15 protein-coding genes and 1 tRNA gene are annotated in these 15,944 nt (G+C 65.4%); 8 read left to right on the top strand and 8 right to left on the bottom strand.

Annotated features, from left to right (window positions below; genetic code table 11):
- Window positions 1-75: 75 nt before the first annotated feature.
- Window positions 76-152 (bottom strand) — tRNA-His (locus CK944_RS00770).
- 100 nt (window positions 153-252) lie between these two features.
- Between CK944_RS00770 and CK944_RS00765 the strand changes: the two genes are divergently transcribed.
- Entirely contained in the window at window positions 253-471 is a 219-nt protein-coding gene (locus CK944_RS00765; RefSeq protein ID WP_103171308.1) for a DUF6324 family protein, read from the top strand.
- On the opposite strand, the gene CK944_RS00760 is transcribed toward CK944_RS00765, so the two are convergent.
- The 5 genes from CK944_RS00760 to CK944_RS00740 form a co-directional block, all read right to left on the bottom strand.
- Window positions 452-907 carry an MmcB family DNA repair protein gene (locus CK944_RS00760; RefSeq protein WP_158247935.1) on the bottom strand — a complete coding sequence of 152 codons (456 nt, stop codon included), beginning with the start codon at window positions 905-907 and terminating at the stop codon, window positions 452-454. The two genes, CK944_RS00765 and CK944_RS00760, sit on opposite strands and share 20 nt — an antisense overlap.
- 344 nt (window positions 908-1,251) lie before the next feature.
- A complete protein-coding gene (locus CK944_RS00755) occupies window positions 1,252-2,214 on the bottom strand; it encodes a YdiY family protein (RefSeq protein WP_103171105.1) in 963 nt (320 codons plus the stop codon).
- A 409-nt stretch (window positions 2,215-2,623) separates the two neighbouring features.
- Window positions 2,624-2,935 carry a hypothetical protein gene (locus CK944_RS00750; protein ID WP_103171104.1) on the bottom strand — a complete coding sequence of 104 codons (312 nt, stop codon included), beginning with the start codon at window positions 2,933-2,935 and terminating at the stop codon, window positions 2,624-2,626.
- A gap of 70 nt (window positions 2,936-3,005) precedes the next feature.
- Entirely contained in the window at window positions 3,006-3,494 is a 489-nt protein-coding gene (gene nusB, locus CK944_RS00745; RefSeq protein ID WP_103171103.1) for a transcription antitermination factor NusB, read from the bottom strand.
- Window positions 3,495-3,547: 53 nt separating this feature from the next.
- Window positions 3,548-4,165, bottom strand: coding sequence for a riboflavin synthase (locus CK944_RS00740; RefSeq protein ID WP_103171102.1), 618 nt, complete (start codon window positions 4,163-4,165; stop codon window positions 3,548-3,550).
- 106 nt (window positions 4,166-4,271) lie between these two features.
- On the opposite strand from CK944_RS00740, the gene CK944_RS00735 reads away from it, so the two are divergent.
- From CK944_RS00735 to cysW, 7 genes are all read left to right on the top strand, one after another.
- Window positions 4,272-5,600 (top strand): capsule biosynthesis protein, encoded by a 1,329-nt coding sequence (locus tag CK944_RS00735; protein ID WP_103171101.1) that lies wholly within the window; start codon window positions 4,272-4,274, stop codon window positions 5,598-5,600.
- Between the two features lie 140 nt (window positions 5,601-5,740).
- A complete protein-coding gene (locus tag CK944_RS00730) occupies window positions 5,741-6,841 on the top strand; it encodes a polysaccharide biosynthesis/export family protein (protein ID WP_370463865.1) in 1,101 nt (366 codons plus the stop codon).
- Between the two features lie 7 nt (window positions 6,842-6,848).
- The gene (locus CK944_RS00725; RefSeq protein ID WP_103171100.1) at window positions 6,849-8,840 is read left to right on the top strand and encodes a capsular polysaccharide biosynthesis protein; all 1,992 of its coding nucleotides are present in this window, start codon (window positions 6,849-6,851) and stop codon (window positions 8,838-8,840) included.
- Between the two features lie 202 nt (window positions 8,841-9,042).
- Window positions 9,043-10,140: a sulfate/molybdate ABC transporter ATP-binding protein gene (locus CK944_RS00720; RefSeq protein ID WP_103171099.1), complete on the top strand. Its 1,098-nt coding sequence runs from the start codon at window positions 9,043-9,045 to the stop codon at window positions 10,138-10,140.
- Window positions 10,137-11,132: a sulfate ABC transporter substrate-binding protein gene (locus CK944_RS00715; protein WP_103171098.1), complete on the top strand. Its 996-nt coding sequence runs from the start codon at window positions 10,137-10,139 to the stop codon at window positions 11,130-11,132. Before CK944_RS00720 ends, CK944_RS00715 begins: the two co-directional genes overlap by 4 nt.
- A complete protein-coding gene (cysT, locus tag CK944_RS00710; RefSeq protein ID WP_103171097.1) occupies window positions 11,129-11,986 on the top strand; it encodes a sulfate ABC transporter permease subunit CysT in 858 nt (285 codons plus the stop codon). Before CK944_RS00715 ends, cysT begins: the two co-directional genes overlap by 4 nt.
- Window positions 11,983-12,816 carry a sulfate ABC transporter permease subunit CysW gene (cysW, locus tag CK944_RS00705; protein ID WP_103171096.1) on the top strand — a complete coding sequence of 278 codons (834 nt, stop codon included), beginning with the start codon at window positions 11,983-11,985 and terminating at the stop codon, window positions 12,814-12,816. The genes cysT and cysW overlap by 4 nt, the downstream gene beginning before the upstream one ends.
- On the opposite strand, the gene CK944_RS00700 is transcribed toward cysW, so the two are convergent.
- Window positions 12,817-14,136, bottom strand: coding sequence for a sigma-54 dependent transcriptional regulator (locus tag CK944_RS00700; RefSeq protein WP_103171095.1), 1,320 nt, complete (start codon window positions 14,134-14,136; stop codon window positions 12,817-12,819).
- Window positions 14,133-15,839 (bottom strand): ATP-binding protein, encoded by a 1,707-nt coding sequence (locus CK944_RS00695; protein ID WP_103171094.1) that lies wholly within the window; start codon window positions 15,837-15,839, stop codon window positions 14,133-14,135. Before CK944_RS00695 ends, CK944_RS00700 begins: the two co-directional genes overlap by 4 nt.
- Between the last annotated feature and the right edge of the window lie 105 nt (window positions 15,840-15,944).

Genomic DNA, 15,944 nt, shown 5'->3' with positions numbered 1-15,944 from the left:
CGGAACCTAAACACGCCGAACATGGCCATTGTTCCGAGAACGGAAAGAATAACTGAACGCAAGGGCTTGGAAGGATGGTACCGCCTCCCCGGCTCGAACGGGGGACCTCTAGATCCACAATCTAGCGCTCTAACCAACTGAGCTAAGGCGGCACGGATGCGTTCTCTAACGCCGGTTTGACCCCGTTGCAAGCCCGTCTTGCCGTGAAATCGCACCCGGGATACAGAAAGCCATCACAGAAGGATAATGGTCATGGGCATCAACAGCCAGAGCGACATCGCAGCCAATCTCCAGATCGGCCCGACCGACCAGGGCATGGTGCGGATCTATGTCGAGGCAGAAGGGGTTGACCTGCCCCTGGACTTCGATCCCGAGGAAGCGACCGAGATCGCCGAGGAGTTGCTGGCGGCCGCCGAAGCGGCGCGCGACATGGGCAAGACCGGGGGAAAGCCTAAAAAGCCCCGGCGCTGAACGCGTCGGGATCCGTCAGGCCCTGCAGCCGCAGGGCCGAGGCGCGGGCGAAATCGCGCATGATCCTGCTGCGGCGTGCCCCCGCCAGCCGCGTTTCCGGCGCCATGCGCTGGATCTCAGCCCCATAGGCATCGGCGCAGATCAGGCCTGTATCGGGTGGCAACAGTTCGGACGGGAAGTCGCAATCGACCGCCCAGAAATAGCGGTCGCACCATTCGACATACCCCTGCCACTTGCGGTCGCCCATGAAGTCGGCGCGGCAGCTCTTGCATTCGATGATCCAGAATTCGCCTTTTGGCCCCATGCTGATGACATCGACACGCAAGCCGCGGACCGGCGTGAATTCAGTCAGGACCGCATGATCCATGCTGCGCAGCAGCCGCCCGACGCCGCGCGCAAGACGTTGGCCCGGCATCGCCGGAAGGGTCGGATCCATCTGTGTCATGAGGGTTCTTATAGAACGAAAAGGAAACACCCTTCAACCCGCTTGAACCGCCCCTGCCCCGTGCCTATCTTCCGGGATGGCGGGTTTCTGCTCTTCTCGCGTGTGGCCATTTTTCCACTGGCCTATAATCTTTCCGAGGGGGCTGGCTCTGGCGTGACCCTGGTCTCGTTATCCGGCGCCCACCTGGTAATCCAGGCTTTCGGGAAATCTCGTGCTGCCGCGGTTGCTGCGGTTCCCGCCACCAGTTGAAACCGCCCTGCCCCGCAGCGGCGGTTTTTCCATGCGAAAAGGGCGGCCTTGCGGGCCGCCCTTCGTTCGCTTGTCCGTCGTTTGACTTAGAAGCCGTAAACGACCGAAACGCCCAAGGTGTTGTCCGTGCGGATCGGACGGTTTTCCTGGTATTCGGTGGTATAGCTGACGCGCGTCGCCAGCTGATCCGACATCTGGAAGTTCACGCCGAACTGGTTGGTGATCACGTCATCCGAGTCTTCCGACGACAGATAGTCGGTGTCGTTGGTGATGAAGACCATGTCGTTGAAGCGGTGGTACAGGCGCGACGACACGATGTAGCCGACGCCGCTGTCGGACGAATCCGTGACTTCTTCGCGCACAAAGACGCCGTCGCCATCCGGATCCACCAGATCGAAGCCCGACTTCTGCGCGCCGGTCTGGGTGTAGCGGTAACCGATACCGGCCTGAACGCGCCATGCGGTCTGTTCGGTGTTGATCACGCGATAGCCCGGACCCACGCCGATGAAACCGTCACGGGCGAAGTCGCCCAGATCTTCTGCGACATCGGCATCGTCGTCGATACCGAGTTGGTCACCATTGGCCAGACCGTCGATGCTGAAACGGCCCAGGACGAAGGCATAGAAGCGGTCGTTGAAGTAGTAAGCGCCATCATAGATGACCGACACTTCTTCCTTGTCCTTGTCGCCTTCTTCGTCTTCGCCGAATTCAAGCAACATGCCGACCGACTGCTGCCAGGGACCCGCATTGTTCGACACGCGGCCTGCCAGCGAGAAGTCCTGGCTTTCGTCGTTGCCGGTGCTGCCCGCATAGGTCAGAGCAAGCGAGCCGAACAGCCCTTCGCGACGATCCGGGTTGCCGAAGCGCGCGTCATCGTTGTCGCGGTCGAAGTCGTCCTGGACAGCGTCCTCGACATCGATGATGCGGTCGTTGATGCCGGAAATGCCGGTGGCGTCCGCGCCAGCGGCAATCTCGGTCTGGGCGAAGGCCGGGGCGGAAAGGGCGGCCATCAGCGCGGCGGAGCCGGTCAGCAGCGTAATTTTCTTCATCTCATCCTCACGAGCTGAGTTTGGTTGTTCTGAACGCCGTTCGGACGCCAGAGCATCTCTGCGAAAGATGAAGTAATACCACCTGTCCTTGGTTCACAGATCCCCAAGAATCATGAAAGCTTCCCGAAAACGTGAGGGTCAGCGGAGCAGCCAGTAGTAGGCAAAATCATGCTGAAACATGGTGTTGATGACTTCAGAGGGAACCAAATGCCTGTTCCTTGAAGTAGTTAACGCACCTAAATAAAAGTATCCTGCTACGCGAAAGAAGATAATCCGAGGCCGACCCGACCTCTGCAATAAAGCCGTGACTGCCTATTCGGAAGGCAGTTTTTCAAGATGGGTCATTCATGCAATCTGTTGCATAATCGACACGATAATCAACCTTTCGTGTCAGACCTGCACGTTGCCGCTATTTTCGACCTGCGCGTGCGACGGATCTTTGCGGAACGGCGACCATCCTGGGACGTATGATCCAGGCGCGCCTGCCTGTGGAAGGGGGCGTTTCCGCCTGCATCATCACGACAATCGCAAATTGGACGCCTGCGAAGACGATGGCATTGAAGAACACCAGCATACACAGGGCCAGCCAGCCCGACGGGCTGTTGAGGATCAGGTGACGCAGATGCCCTACATCCAGGGCCAACAGGGCGGCCACGAAGCAACAGGCCAGTGCAGCGCCGATCAGGACACTGCGAATATAGACGCGAACCATCATCGGCATGGCGGACCCCATAAGGCAGAAGCCTAACATATAGGGTATTCGCGCCAGAAATGCAGGAAAAATCGCTGCGTCAGAAGGCCTCGGGACGCAATTCGCGGGCGACGTGGTCCAGCACGGCATTGACGAACTTCGGCTCTCGGCCATCGGGGAAGAAGGCTTCCGCCAACCGCACATATTCGGTGATGACGACCTTGGGCGGGGTTTGCGGCGTCACGAGTTCGGCGCCTGCCGCGCGGAACAGGGCGCGCAGAACCGGATCGATCCGGTCGATCGGCCATTTCGCGACCAGACCCCGGTCCGTCGCCTGGTCGATCCGCGACTGCCAGTTCACCGCCGAATCCACGATGCGGCCGAACAACCCTTCGTCTGCGGGCAGGTATTGGCCGTCCTCATTCTCGGCGCCAAGGCGATGGATCTCGAATTCCCGCATCACGCGGTCGGCCGACTGGCCGGTTGCTTCCATCTGATAAAGGGCTTGAACCGCATAGAAACGCGCCCCGCTGCTTTTCGCCCGGCGGTCGGCGCGCTTGTCGGTCGGCTTGTCGTCGTTCGGGTTCATGGGATCAGGCCTTGCACAAAGACCGGCTGCAATGGAACGAAAGCCGCCCCGCGTCAAGCCCCGGAAGGCAGGGGCGCGCCCATAGCCTCGGCCAGGCGGGCGACATAGCGGGCCAGGGTGTCGATCTCGAGGTTGACGGCATCGCCCTGGGCGACCGAGCCCCAGGTCGTCACCTGCCGGGTATGCGGGATGAGATTGACGCCGAAGCGGTTGCCCTCGACCTCGTTCACGGTCAGCGAGGTGCCGTTCAGCGCGACCGAGCCCTTGGGCGCGATATACCGGGCTAGGGCGGCCGGGGCCTCGAAGGTCAGGCGCAGGCTGTCGCCTTCGTCCTGCATGGCGATCACGCGGGCCACGCCATCGACATGGCCGCTGACGATATGGCCGCCCAGTTCGTCGCCCACCCGCAGCGCGCGTTCAAGGTTCAGGCGCTTTCCGACCTGCCAGCCCTCCGCGCCGATATTCGTCTTGGACAGCGTCTCGGCCGAGATATCGACCGCGAACCACCCCTGCCCCTTGTCCACCACCGTCAGGCAAACCCCGTCGCACGCGATCGAGGCGCCCATGTCGACGGTCGCCATGTCATAGCCGCAGTCGATCCGGGCGCGCATGTCGCCGCGCATCTCGACTGTTGCGACCGTGCCGATATCCGTGATGATGCCTGTGAACACGCCAAAACCTCTTTCCTTCGGCAAAGACCTAGGCGATAGCGTATTTCAGCGCAAGCATCGTACGCTCCGCCGTCTGCCCCTGCCGCGCTGCTGACAGGAGGGGGTCGTGCTTCAGGATCGTCACACATCGTCTCGAACATCCGCCGCGCCCGAGCGCGTGCCGCGTGTGTTTCTGCTGCTGCAGGGTCCGCATGGACCCTTCTTCGACCGCCTGGGTCGGCTACTGCGCGCGTCAGGGGCGCAGGTCTGGCGCTGCGCCTTCAATGCGGGGGATGAATTCTTCTGGTCCGACCCTGCGCATCTGCTGCGCCACACGGGCAGCGGGGCCGACTGGCCCGCGCATCTGGACCGGATCATCGCCGAAAAAGGGGTGACGGATATCGTCCTTTACGGCGACGTGCGTCCCATCCATGCCGCTGCGCGCATGGCGGCGCAGGTCGGGAACCTGCGGCTGCACGTCTTCGAGGAAGGCTATCTGCGTCCCTTCTGGATCAGCTATGAACGCGGCGGCTCGAACGGCCATTCGGCCTTGCTGGACATCTCGCTTTCGGAAATGCGGGCCACCTTGCGCGACACGACGGCCGAGATCCGCCGCCCGCCCGCCCATTGGGGCGACATGCGCCAGCACAAGGCCTATGGCGCCTTTTATCATTTCCTCGTCCTGGTCGCGAACCGCCGCTATCGCCAGTTCGCCAGCCACCGCTCGCTTCTCGTCTTTCATGAATTCCGGCTGAACCTGGTCCGGCTGATGCTGACGCCGTTGCATTCGCTGACCCGTGCGGTCCAGTGGCGACGCTTCCGGCTGTCGGGCCACCCCTATCTGCTGGTGCCGATGCAACTGGAGCATGATTCGAACATGCTGGGCCATTCCCCCTTCGCCCGGAACAGGGATTTCGTCGAACGGGTCATCGCGGAATTCGCCCGTTCCGCGCCCCGCCATCAACACCTGCTGTTCAAGGCGCACCCGCTGGAGGACGGGCGGGCCAGGAACCGCAGGTCGATCCGGGAAATCCCTGAACGGCACAGGGTGTCAGACAGGGTGCATTACTTCCGCGGCGGCAAGTTGGCCGACATGATGGCCCATGCCCGCGCGATCATCACCGTCAACTCGACCGCAGCCCAGCAGGCGCTGTGGCGCGGCCTGCCCGTCAAGGCCCTGGGCCGCGCGGTTTATTGCAAGCCAGGCCTGGTGTCGGGTCAGTCCCTGTCCGATTTCCTGGCCCATCCCCAGCAGCCGGATACCGCCGCATATCGGATCTTCCGCAATTACCTGCTGCAGACCAGCCAGGTGCCGGGGGGGTTCTATTCCCGCCGTTCGCGTGCCCATGCTCTGCGGCTGGTCGCAGACCTGATCCTGGCACCCGAGGATCCGTACCAGGCCCTCGCCTCGGGGCGCTTCCACCGCCGCCAGCAGATCGGCGAAGTTCTGGACTAGGGTTCAGGAATGTGTGGCGTCCGCGTCCCGCCCAGTCTAGATTGCGCGCACAACCGGACGTCAAGTCCGGGCCAAGGAACAGGAGTTTTTGAGAGGTGACAGTGAAGCTTTCTCCTGCCCGTCCAGGGGCGGGCGTGGCCATGCGCATGGTCCTGATCGCCGCCATGACATTGCTTGCGGCATGCAGCCTGCCGCGTTCCGGCCCAAGCAAGAACGAGATCTATTCGGGTGCCGTCGAAAAGGGCGGCAACACGCATGTGATCTATGTGAACGATCATGTCGCCCGTGCCACGAACTTCGCCCCGTCCTATGGCTTTTCCAACAGCTTCCTGCGCGCCGGACAGGTCGGAGCGGACGAGATTCGGGCCGGCGACGTGCTGGGCCTGGCCATCTGGGAAAACGTCGATGACGGGCTTCTGACCTCGCTTGGGGCCAGTTCGACAGCGTTGCAGGAAATCCAGGTGGACAGTGGCGGCTATATCTTCGTGCCCTATGCTGGCCGGGTTCAGGCGGCGGGCAACACGCCCGACCAGTTGCGGCAGATCATCACCGAACGGCTGGCGACGCAGACCCCTGATCCGCAGGTGACGGTGGCCCGCGTGGCGGGCGACGGTGCCACGGTGTCCGTCATGGGCAAGGTGACGGCACAGGGCGTCTATCCGATCGAACGCCCGACCCGGACGTTGTCGGCCATGCTGGCGCGCGCGGGCGGCGTGTCGATCGAACCCGAGATCGCCGTCATCACCGTCAAGCGCGGCAACGACAATGGCAAGGTCTGGCTGACGGATCTGTATTCCAACGCCAGCAACGACATCGCGCTGCGCCCCGGCGATGTCATCCTGGTCGAGGAAGATCAGCGCAGCTTCACCGCCTTGGGCGCGCTTGGCGGCCAGACCCGTGTTCCCCTGGGGAACGAGATGATCAACGGGGTCGAAGCCGTGGCCATGGTGGGCGGTCTGAATTCCAACCTGGCCGATCCGACCGGTGTCTTCATCCTGCGGGATGAACCGGAGTCGGTCGCGTCCCGCGTGCTGGGCAAGACCGTGTCCGGATCGCAGCGCATCGCCTATGTACTGGACCTGACGCGGCCCAACGGGCTGTTTCTGGCGCGCGACTTCCTGATCCGGGATGGGGACACGGTCTATGTGACCGAAGCGCCCTATGTTCAGTGGCAGAAGCGGCTGGCCGCGCTGATAGGGCCGATCAATTCGGCGAACTCGCTGCAGAACCTGACCCAGTGACGCGCGGATGACCGATGATCTGAAAGCCGCCGGTGAAAAAACCCGGCGGCTTTTCGCATTCAATGCCGGATTCTGGCGGGGCGCGCGCTTGCGGCGCATCCTGGCGCTTGCAGGATGGGACCTGCGGCTGGGCCTGCCGGGCGGGGACGACCGCGTGGCGATCTGGGGCGCCAGCCCGACGGCCTGGCGCGGTCGTGCCGTCGCACGCCGCACCGGCGCAGGCCTGGTCACGGTCGAGGATGCGTTTCTCCGATCCGTCCTGCCGGGCCGCGCGCGGGGTCATGTCGCCCGGCGCGGACCGATAGGCTTGCTGATCGACCCGCTGGGTCTGCACTTCGACCCTTCCCGGCCTTCGTTGATCGAAAGCCTGATCGTCCAGGGCCGGACGGCAGGGCTGGAACAGCGCTCCCGTGACGGCATTGCCCGCCTGCGGTCGGCGGATCTGTCGAAATACAACGCGCATCGTGCCGAACTGTCCGCGCCCGAACCCGGCTATGTCCTGGTGATCGACCAGACGCGCGGCGATGCGTCGCTGATGGGGGCGGGGCGGGACCGGTTCCTGGCCATGCTGGATGCCGCCCGGCGCGAACACCCCGGCCGGCCCATCCTGTTGCGCAGCCACCCCGAAACGATCCACGGCCTGCGCCCCGGCCATCTGGACCGCACTGACCTGAGGCCGGGCGAGATGCTGTGCGACCAGGAAATCTCGCCCTGGCGGCTGCTGGAAAGCGCCCAGGCCGTCTATGCCGTCAGCTCTCAACTAGGGTATGAGGCGATCCTGGCCGGTCACAGGCCGCGCCTGTTCGGCCAGCCTTTCTATGCCGGCTGGGACCTGACGCAGGACGAAATTCCCCTGCCCCCTGGACGGCGCGGCCCCGCCACGGTCGAAGCCCTGTTCGCGGCCAGTCATCTTCTGGCTCCGATCTGGTACGACCCCTGCCGCGACCGGCGGTGCGACTTCGAAACGGCCATGGACCAGATCGAGGCCGAGGCGAAAGCCTTTCGCCAGGATCGGGACGGACATCTGGCCTATGGGATGCGCTTGTGGAAACGCCCTGCCATTGCGCGCGCCTTCGGGGACGGCGCGGGCGTGCGCTTTGCGGCGCGGCCATCGCCGGAAGTCACGCTGGCCTGGGCGGGCAAGGCTGCCGCGGTGCCGGGCGCGATCCGGGTCGAGGATGGGTTCCTGCGTTCCCGCGGGCTGGGGGCGGCACTGACGCCTCCCTTGTCGCTGGTGGCCGACGATCTTGGCATCTACTATGATCCGACCCGTGAAAGCCGGCTTGAACGCCTGGTCGCGTTGGGGCCGCCCCCCGGTGGCGACACCCGCGCCGCACGCCTGATTGCGGCGATCCGCACAGCGGGCTTGTCGAAATACAACCTTCCCGGCGGCTATCGCCCTGTCCCGACCGACCGCAGGCGCATCCTGGTGCCCGGCCAGGTCGAAGACGACGCATCCATTCGCCTGGGGGCCGGGGTGGAACGCACGAACCTTGATCTGCTGGCCCGTGTGCGCCGCGAAAACCCGGATGCGCATCTGATCTTCAAGCCCCATCCCGATGTCGAAGCCGGCCTGCGCCACGGCACCGTCACGGCAATGCCCCTTGCAGACGAGGTGGCTGCTGCCGCCGATCCTATCGCCCTGCTGGCCCATGTGGACGAGGTCTGGACCATCACCTCGACCCTGGGGTTCGAGGCGCTGTTGCGGGGTGTCCCCGTGACGACCCTGGGCGCACCCTTCTATGCAGGCTGGGGGCTGACGCGCGACCTTGGCCCGGTGCCTCCGCGCCGCACTGCGCGGCCCGATCTGGCGGGCTTGGTCCATGCCTGCCTGATCGCTTATCCGCGCTATCGCGACCCCGTGACCGGCCTGCCTTGCCCGGTGGAGGTCGCCGTGGACCGGCTGCGCGGGGGCATGAGCCCGCGCCCGCCAGCCCTGCGCCTTCTGGCCAAGCTGCAGGGGACCTTTGCCGGACAGGCATGGATATGGCGGCGCTGAACGAAAAAGGGAAATTGTCGTCAGTCCGCTGCTTCTTTCCGAACGTGACCTGTGTCGTTCAGCTTGGGCAGGACAAGGATTTTTCCAAGCCCCGTTGATGCGGAACGCCGTTCTCCGGCACCGCCCGGCAACGCAACGCTGCGTTCCTTGGCAAGTCCATGCCCTATTGTTAACTCTTGCCGGTAAACAGGAAAGCCGGCCCATGACCCTTGCCATCTCGCATCTTGCCCGGCGCTTCGGCGCGACCCAGGTTCTGCGCGGCATCGACTTGCAGGTGCGGCAGGGGGAACTGATCGCGCTGCTGGGTCCGTCCGGGTCGGGCAAGACGACGCTGCTGCGCATCATCGCGGGGCTGGACTGGCCCGATGCGGGGACGCTGTCCTTTGACGGCGCCGACTGGCTGGGGAAATCTGCCGCCGAACGCCGCATCGGCTTTGTTTTCCAGCATTATGCCCTGTTTCCGCATATGACGGTTCGGGACAACATCGCCTTTGGCCTGTCGGTCCTGCCCCGGTCCGAACGGCCCGGCAAGACGCAGATCGCGGCCACCGTGGACCGGCTGCTGGCCTTTCTGCAAATCGGCGGACTGGCCGACCGCTATCCGGCGGAACTGTCGGGCGGGCAGCGCCAGCGCGTCGCCCTGGGCCGCGCAATGGCGATCGAGCCGCGCGTCCTGCTGCTGGACGAACCTTTCGGCGCGCTTGACGCCCAGGTCCGCCGCGACCTGCGCCGCTGGCTGCGCGGCGTCCACGACAGCGCGGGCACCACCACCATCTTCGTCACCCACGACCAGGAGGAAGCGTTCGAACTGGCCGACCGCGTGGTCGTGATGAACGGCGGCGTCATCGAACAGACCGGCCAGCCGGACGAGATCTATGACCATCCCGCCACGCCCTTTGTCGCTCGCTTCCTGGGCCTGACGGTCGAACTTCCGGTGACGATGCGCGCAGGCCGGGCACATGCGGCCGGCCTGGATCTGGCCGCCCTGCCCCGCCGCGCCATTCCCGACGGTCCCGCGACGCTGTTCCTGCGGCCTGCCGACATCCTGCCTGTTCCCGATCCCCAGGCGCCCTTCCGCGTGGCCGAGATGGCGACGACGGGCGCCCTTCTGCGGATCGTGGCCGAGGACGGCACAGGCTGCCGTATCGAATCCGAGGTGCCGCGCCGCGACGGCCGCGACCTGCGCCAAGGCCAGCCCGTCGCGTTGCGTGCCGTGGCAGGCCAGATCTTCCCCGGCAGCGGGCAACAGCCTGCCCAGCCGATCCATACCCCAATGACCCTCAAGGAGGCCCGCCCGTGAAAACCCGCCTGACCACCGCCCTTGCCCTTGTGCTGGGCCTTGCCAGCCCTGTCGCCGCGCAGGACGCCATCCTGAACGTGTCCTATGACATCGCGCGCGAACTGTTCGCCGAGCTGAACCCCGTCTTCGCCGAGAAGTGGCAGGCCGAAACCGGCCGCAGCGTGACCATCGACCAGTCGCATGGCGGTTCGTCGAAGCAGGCCCGCGCGATCCTGGAAGGCCTGCCCGCCGATGTGGTGACCTTCAACCAGGTCACCGACATCGACGTCCTGGCCGAAGGCGGCATGGTCGATGAAAACTGGCGCGACGCATTTCCGAACCAGGCCTCGCCTTACTACTCGCTGCCGGCCTTCCTGGTGCGCGAAGGCAATCCGAAGAACATCGACGACTGGGACGACCTGGCGGCCGAAGGTGTGCAGGTGATCTTCCCGAACCCCAAGACCAGCGGCAATGCGCGCTATACCTATCTGGCGGCCTATGCCTATGGGCTGGAGAAGAACAACGGCGACCAGGCGGCGGCACAGGAGTTCGTGAAGAAGATCTTCGCCAATGTCCCGGTCTTCGACCAGGGCGGGCGCGCCGCGACCGCAACCTTTGCCGAACGCGGCCTGGGCGACGTCCTGATCACCTTCGAGGCCGAGACCGGCGGCATCGCCCGCCAATATGCCGATGCGAAACTGGAACGGGTCACGCCGTCCATGTCGGTCCTGGCCGAATTCCCGGTGGCCGTCGTGACCGAGAATGCCGAAAGCAAGGGTACCGCCGAGGTGTCGAAGGCCTATCTCGACTTCCTTTATTCCCCCGAGGCGCAGCGCATCCTGGCCCAGAACTTCAATCGCGTGCATGACGACGCGATCACCGCCGAGTTCGCCGCGAACTTCCCCGACGTGAAACTGGTCACGGTCGAGGACGTCTTCGGCGGCTGGGACAAGATCCAGGAGGAACACTTCACCGAAGGCGGCATCCTTGATTCCGTGTTCGTGAACCAATGAGCGTTGCGGCGGTCATCGACGCCCCGGCGAGACGGCAGAAGCGGGTGCTTCCGGGCTTTGGCCTGACCATGGGCCTGACGCTGACCTATGTCGGCGTCATCGTCCTTTTGCCCGTGATCGCCCTGGTGCTGAAGGGGGCCGAGATCGGTCCCGTCCGCTTTTGGGACATCGTGACCGCACCCCGCACCTTGGCCGCGCTGCGGCTGACCATCACCGCCGCCGCGCTGGCGACGGTTTTCAATGCGCTCTATGGCCTGCTGATGGCATGGGTGCTGGTCCGGTATCGCTTTCCGGGGCGTCGGCTGCTGGACGCGATGATGGATATCCCCTTCGCCCTTCCCACCGCCGTGGCCGGCCTGGCGCTGACCGCGCTGTTTTCCGAAAACGGCTGGTATGGCGCGATCCTGGCACCTGCCGGGATATCGGTCGTCTATACGATCTGGGGCGTGGCGATCGCGATGACCTTCACGTCCATTCCCTTCGTCGTGCGGACCGTGCAACCGATCCTTGAGGATCTGGACCACAGCCAAGAGGAAGCGGCCCGCACGCTGGGCGCGACGCCCTTCCAGATCTTCGCGCGCGTGATCTTTCCGGCCATCCTGCCCGCCTTCCTGATCGGCACGACGATTGCCTTTGCCCGGTCGCTGGGTGAATTCGGTGCCGTCATCTTCATCGCGGGCAACCTGCCCATGAAGACCGAGATCGCCTCGCTTCTGGCCGTGATCCGGCTTGAGGAATATGATTACAACGGCGCGGCGGCCATCGCCCTGACCCTGGTCGCCATCGCGCTTGTGCTGCTGGCCCTGTCGAATTGGCTGCAAGCCCGGCTGACGCGGCGGAGGGTTCCGGCATGATGCCCGCAGCCACCCCCGCAACCCTTGCCCCGCGCCAGGATCGCCGCGCGCCCTTGCTGCTGATCGGTCTGGCCGTGGCGCTGACGCTGTTCATCGTCGTGGTGCCGCTGGCCTATATCTTCTGGCGCGCGCTGTCGCAGGGCTTTGCGGTCTTTGCGCAGAACATCATGGCGCCTGACACGCTGCACGCGATCTGGCTGACCACGGTGGTGGCGGTGATCACGTTGCCCATCAACCTTGTCGTCGGCATCAGCGCCGCCTGGTTGATCGCGCGGTTCACCTTTCCGGGCCGCAAGCTGCTGCTGACGATCATCGAACTGCCGTTTTCGATTTCGCCCATCATCGCCGGGGTGTGCTATCTGCTGCTGTATGGGCGTCAGGGGCTGCTCGGGCCGGCTTTGGCGGCCGGGGACATCAAGATCCTGTTCGCGCTGCCAGGCATCGTCCTGGTGACGCTGTTCGTGACCGGACCCTTTGTCGCGCGCGAGGTCCTGCCGCTGATGCAGGCGCAGGGGTCGGAACAGGAACAGGCGGCACTGACCCTTGGCGCATCCGGCTGGCAGGTGTTTCGCCGGGTGACCCTGCCCAACATCCGCTGGGCGCTGCTTTACGGGGCGGTCCTTGCGACGGCGCGGGCGGTCGGGGAATTCGGCGCGGTGTCGGTGGTGTCGGGGGCGATCCGGGGGCAGACGAACACCCTGCCCTTGCAGATCGAACTGCTGTTCAACGACCTGAACATCGTCGGCGCCTTTGCGGCGGCTTCCACCCTGACGCTGATCGCGCTTGTGGTGCTGGTCCTGAAGACCATCATCGAGGGCCGGACCCGCTGATCAGCGGCGGAAATCGGTGGGCTTGATCCCGTGGCGGGCCAGCTTGTCGTAAAAGGTCTTGCGCGGCAGTTGCAGCCGCCCCATCGCCGCCGTGGCATTGCCCCCTGAAAGGCGCAGGGCGTCGCGGATCAACTCTCGCTCGTATGCCGCGACCAGATCCGAAAGGCCTGGCGGATCGCCCTCGTCCCCTGCCTCGAAGGGGGTCACGCCGATGGCCTGGCTTTCGGCGAAGCCGCGCAGTTCCGGCAGGTTGCCGGGCCAGCCATGCCCCGACAGCCGCGCCTTGACCGCCCCGGTCAGTTCGGGCGCGGGCCGGTCCAGCCGGGCGCAGGCCGCCAGCAGGAAATGACGATACAGCGCCGGGATATCCTCGCGCCGTTCCGCCAGCGAGGGGACCGGCAGAACGGTGCCCGACAGGCGATAGAACAGGCGCGCATCGAAGGGGCCTTCGCCCAAGCGCGCCGGATCAACCGTGGTCGAGGCCAGAAGCTGCACATCCATCGGTCGGGGGGCCGCGGCGCCAGCGGGCCAATACTCGCCCGCCTCAAGGATCGCGGCCAGCCGCGCCTGCATCGGCGGCGTCAAGGCATCCACGCGGTCCAGAAACAGCACGCCACGCTGCGCCCGTTCCAGTTGCCCGACCTGCCGGGTGCCGCGCGGACCCGGGGCATCGCTGCCCAGCAGATCGGCATCGAACCGGGCCTCGTCCAAGGCATCGCAGGCCAGATGCACAAAGGGGCGGGCGCGGCGCGGGCCCTGGCGGTGGATCGCGCGGGCAACCGACAGCTTGCCCACACCCTGCGGGCCGGTCAGAAGCACGCTGCCCTCGGCGGCGGCCACGCGGTCCAGGGCGGCGCGCAGATGGACCATCACCTCGCTGCCGCCCGCAAGTTCGGGAAAACTGTCCGAGGCGTCATGGCTTGCCTGTCGCAACTGGCGGTTTTCAAGGATCAGGGCGCGGGCCGACACCGCCCGGTTCACCGCAGCCAGCAACACATCGCGCGACACGGGCTTGGTCAGGAAATCGTAGGCACCGGCCTTCAGCGCGGCCACCGCCATGGGCACGTCGCCATGCCCGGTCAAAAGGATCACCGGCAGGTCGGGGTCGATCGCGTGCAGGCGCTCAAACAGTTGCAGCCCGTCCATGCCGGGCATCCGCACATCGGACAGCACCACGCCCGGATAATCACGCGTCACCCCCTTCAGCGCATCCTCGGCAAGGGCGAAATCCTCGACCTGCAAGCCCGCCATCTGCAAGGTCTGAACCTGTGCCGCGCGCAGGTCTTCGTCGTCATCCACCAGGCGCACCAGTCCGGTCATGCCGCTTTCCTCAAGGTCAGTCGGAAGGTCGCCCCCTGACCCGCCACCGGGGCCTCGGCGATCAGTTCGCCCCCAAGGTCACGCGCGATGTCGCGTGAAATCACAAGCCCCAGTCCAAGCCCCTGGGCCTTGCTGGTGGCGAAGGGGGCGAAAAGCTGCGCGATCACCTGGGGCGAAAGACCGGGCCCGTTGTCCGACACCGTCAGCGCGACATGGTCGCCATCCTCCTCGACCCCGATGCGGATCCAGGGGTCGGCACAGCCCTCCTGCGCCTCGAAGGCATTTGCCAGCAGGTTGACCAGGATCTGTTCCACCCGCACCCGTTCGCCCAGGACCGCAAGGCTGTCCGGGATGGCGGGCAGATGAACCGGCATGTCGCCCGCCTTGCGCCGGCTTGTGGTCAGCATCAGCGAGGCGTCGATCGCCGAACGCAGGGGAACGGCCCCCACCTCTCCGGTGGCCTTGCGGGCAAAGCCGCGAAGCTGGTCGGTGATCTGGCCGATCCGGTCCGTCATGCGCGCGATCCGGGCAAGGTTGTCGCCCGCCGGTCCGTCCGGCAGCATCGCCTGTCCGTTTTCGGCCAGCAGGCGGATCGTGGCCAGCGGCTGGTTGATCTCATGCGCGACGCCGGCGGTGATCTGGCCCATGGTGGCCAGCTTGTTGGCCTGCACAAGGTCCGCCTGCATCTGCGACAGGCGTTGCTGGGCCAGCTGGCGTTCGCGTATCTCCTCGGACAGGTCGCGGGTGCGTTCGGCCACGGCACGTTCCAGTTCCGCGCGATGGGTGCGGTCGGCGCGGGCCTTGCGGGCGGCACGAAGGCGCGCGCGGCGGGCCTGGTCGGCAAGCGCCATCAGCAGCAGCGTCGCCAAGCCCGCAGCGCCTGCGGCATAGGCGGCCGTCTGGTCTGCTTCCCGGGTCGGCATGTGCATGGACAGCGTCCATCCCGTTCCCCGCACCGGAAGGGTGATCGCCAGGCTGTCGGGCACGGCGGGCGGCGTTGTAGTGAACCGAAGATGCGGGTCGGTGGTGATGATGACGCGGCCGTCCGCCTCGGTCACATGGGTCGCGTTCGGGCTGCGCGCCCAGGCCGCCTCCAACGTGTCGAATTCCATCTTGACAACGACCACCCCAAGAAGCGCTTCGCCGTCCCGCACGTCATGGGACAGATACAACCCCGGCTGGCCGCTGACGGTGCCAAGCGCGAATTCCATGGCCGTGGCCTGGGTCAGCGCCTGCCGGAAATAGTTGCGAAAGCTGTAGTCGTGGCCCACGAAGCTGTCCGGCATGTTCCAGTTCGACGCGGCGATGGTATGGCCGGTGTCCTCCATCAGATACATGACCGAGCTTTGCGTCTCCTCGCGCAAGCGCTCCAGCTTGGCCGACACCGCGTCGCCTTCGTCGAACTCGCGTCGCAACGCGGCCTTGACCACCGCGTCATCGGCCAGGATCGCCACGACGGACCGTTGCCGGTCAAGGATGCTTTCCAGCGTCAGCGCGCGGGACTGCGCCGCCGCCAGACCTTCGGCACGCAGATCCTCCAATGCCCCTGCCCGGATCACCCAGAAGGTCGCGGCGGGAACCAGCACCAGAAAGGCCATGGCCAGCAGGATCGCCAGCCATCCCGCAACGCGCGGCAAGACCGGCGAATCGCTGGCAACCGACGATCTGTGCTGCGTATCGCGCACGCCTTCCTGTCCCCGCATGGTGTTTCGGATCCCACACTAGCAGCTTGGGCCTGTGCGGAAAACCACACATACTCCCCATGCCGTTCTGCAAAAACAGTCATGTTTTCAGCGCATTGCAGCCAT

The sequence above is a fragment of the Paracoccus sp. SY genome, from assembly GCF_002901215.1.
Taxonomy (GTDB): Bacteria; Pseudomonadota; Alphaproteobacteria; order Rhodobacterales; family Rhodobacteraceae; genus Paracoccus; species Paracoccus acridae.
The sequence above is the reverse complement of the archived record's forward strand: the minus strand, read 5'-3'. Positions and strand labels throughout refer to the sequence as shown.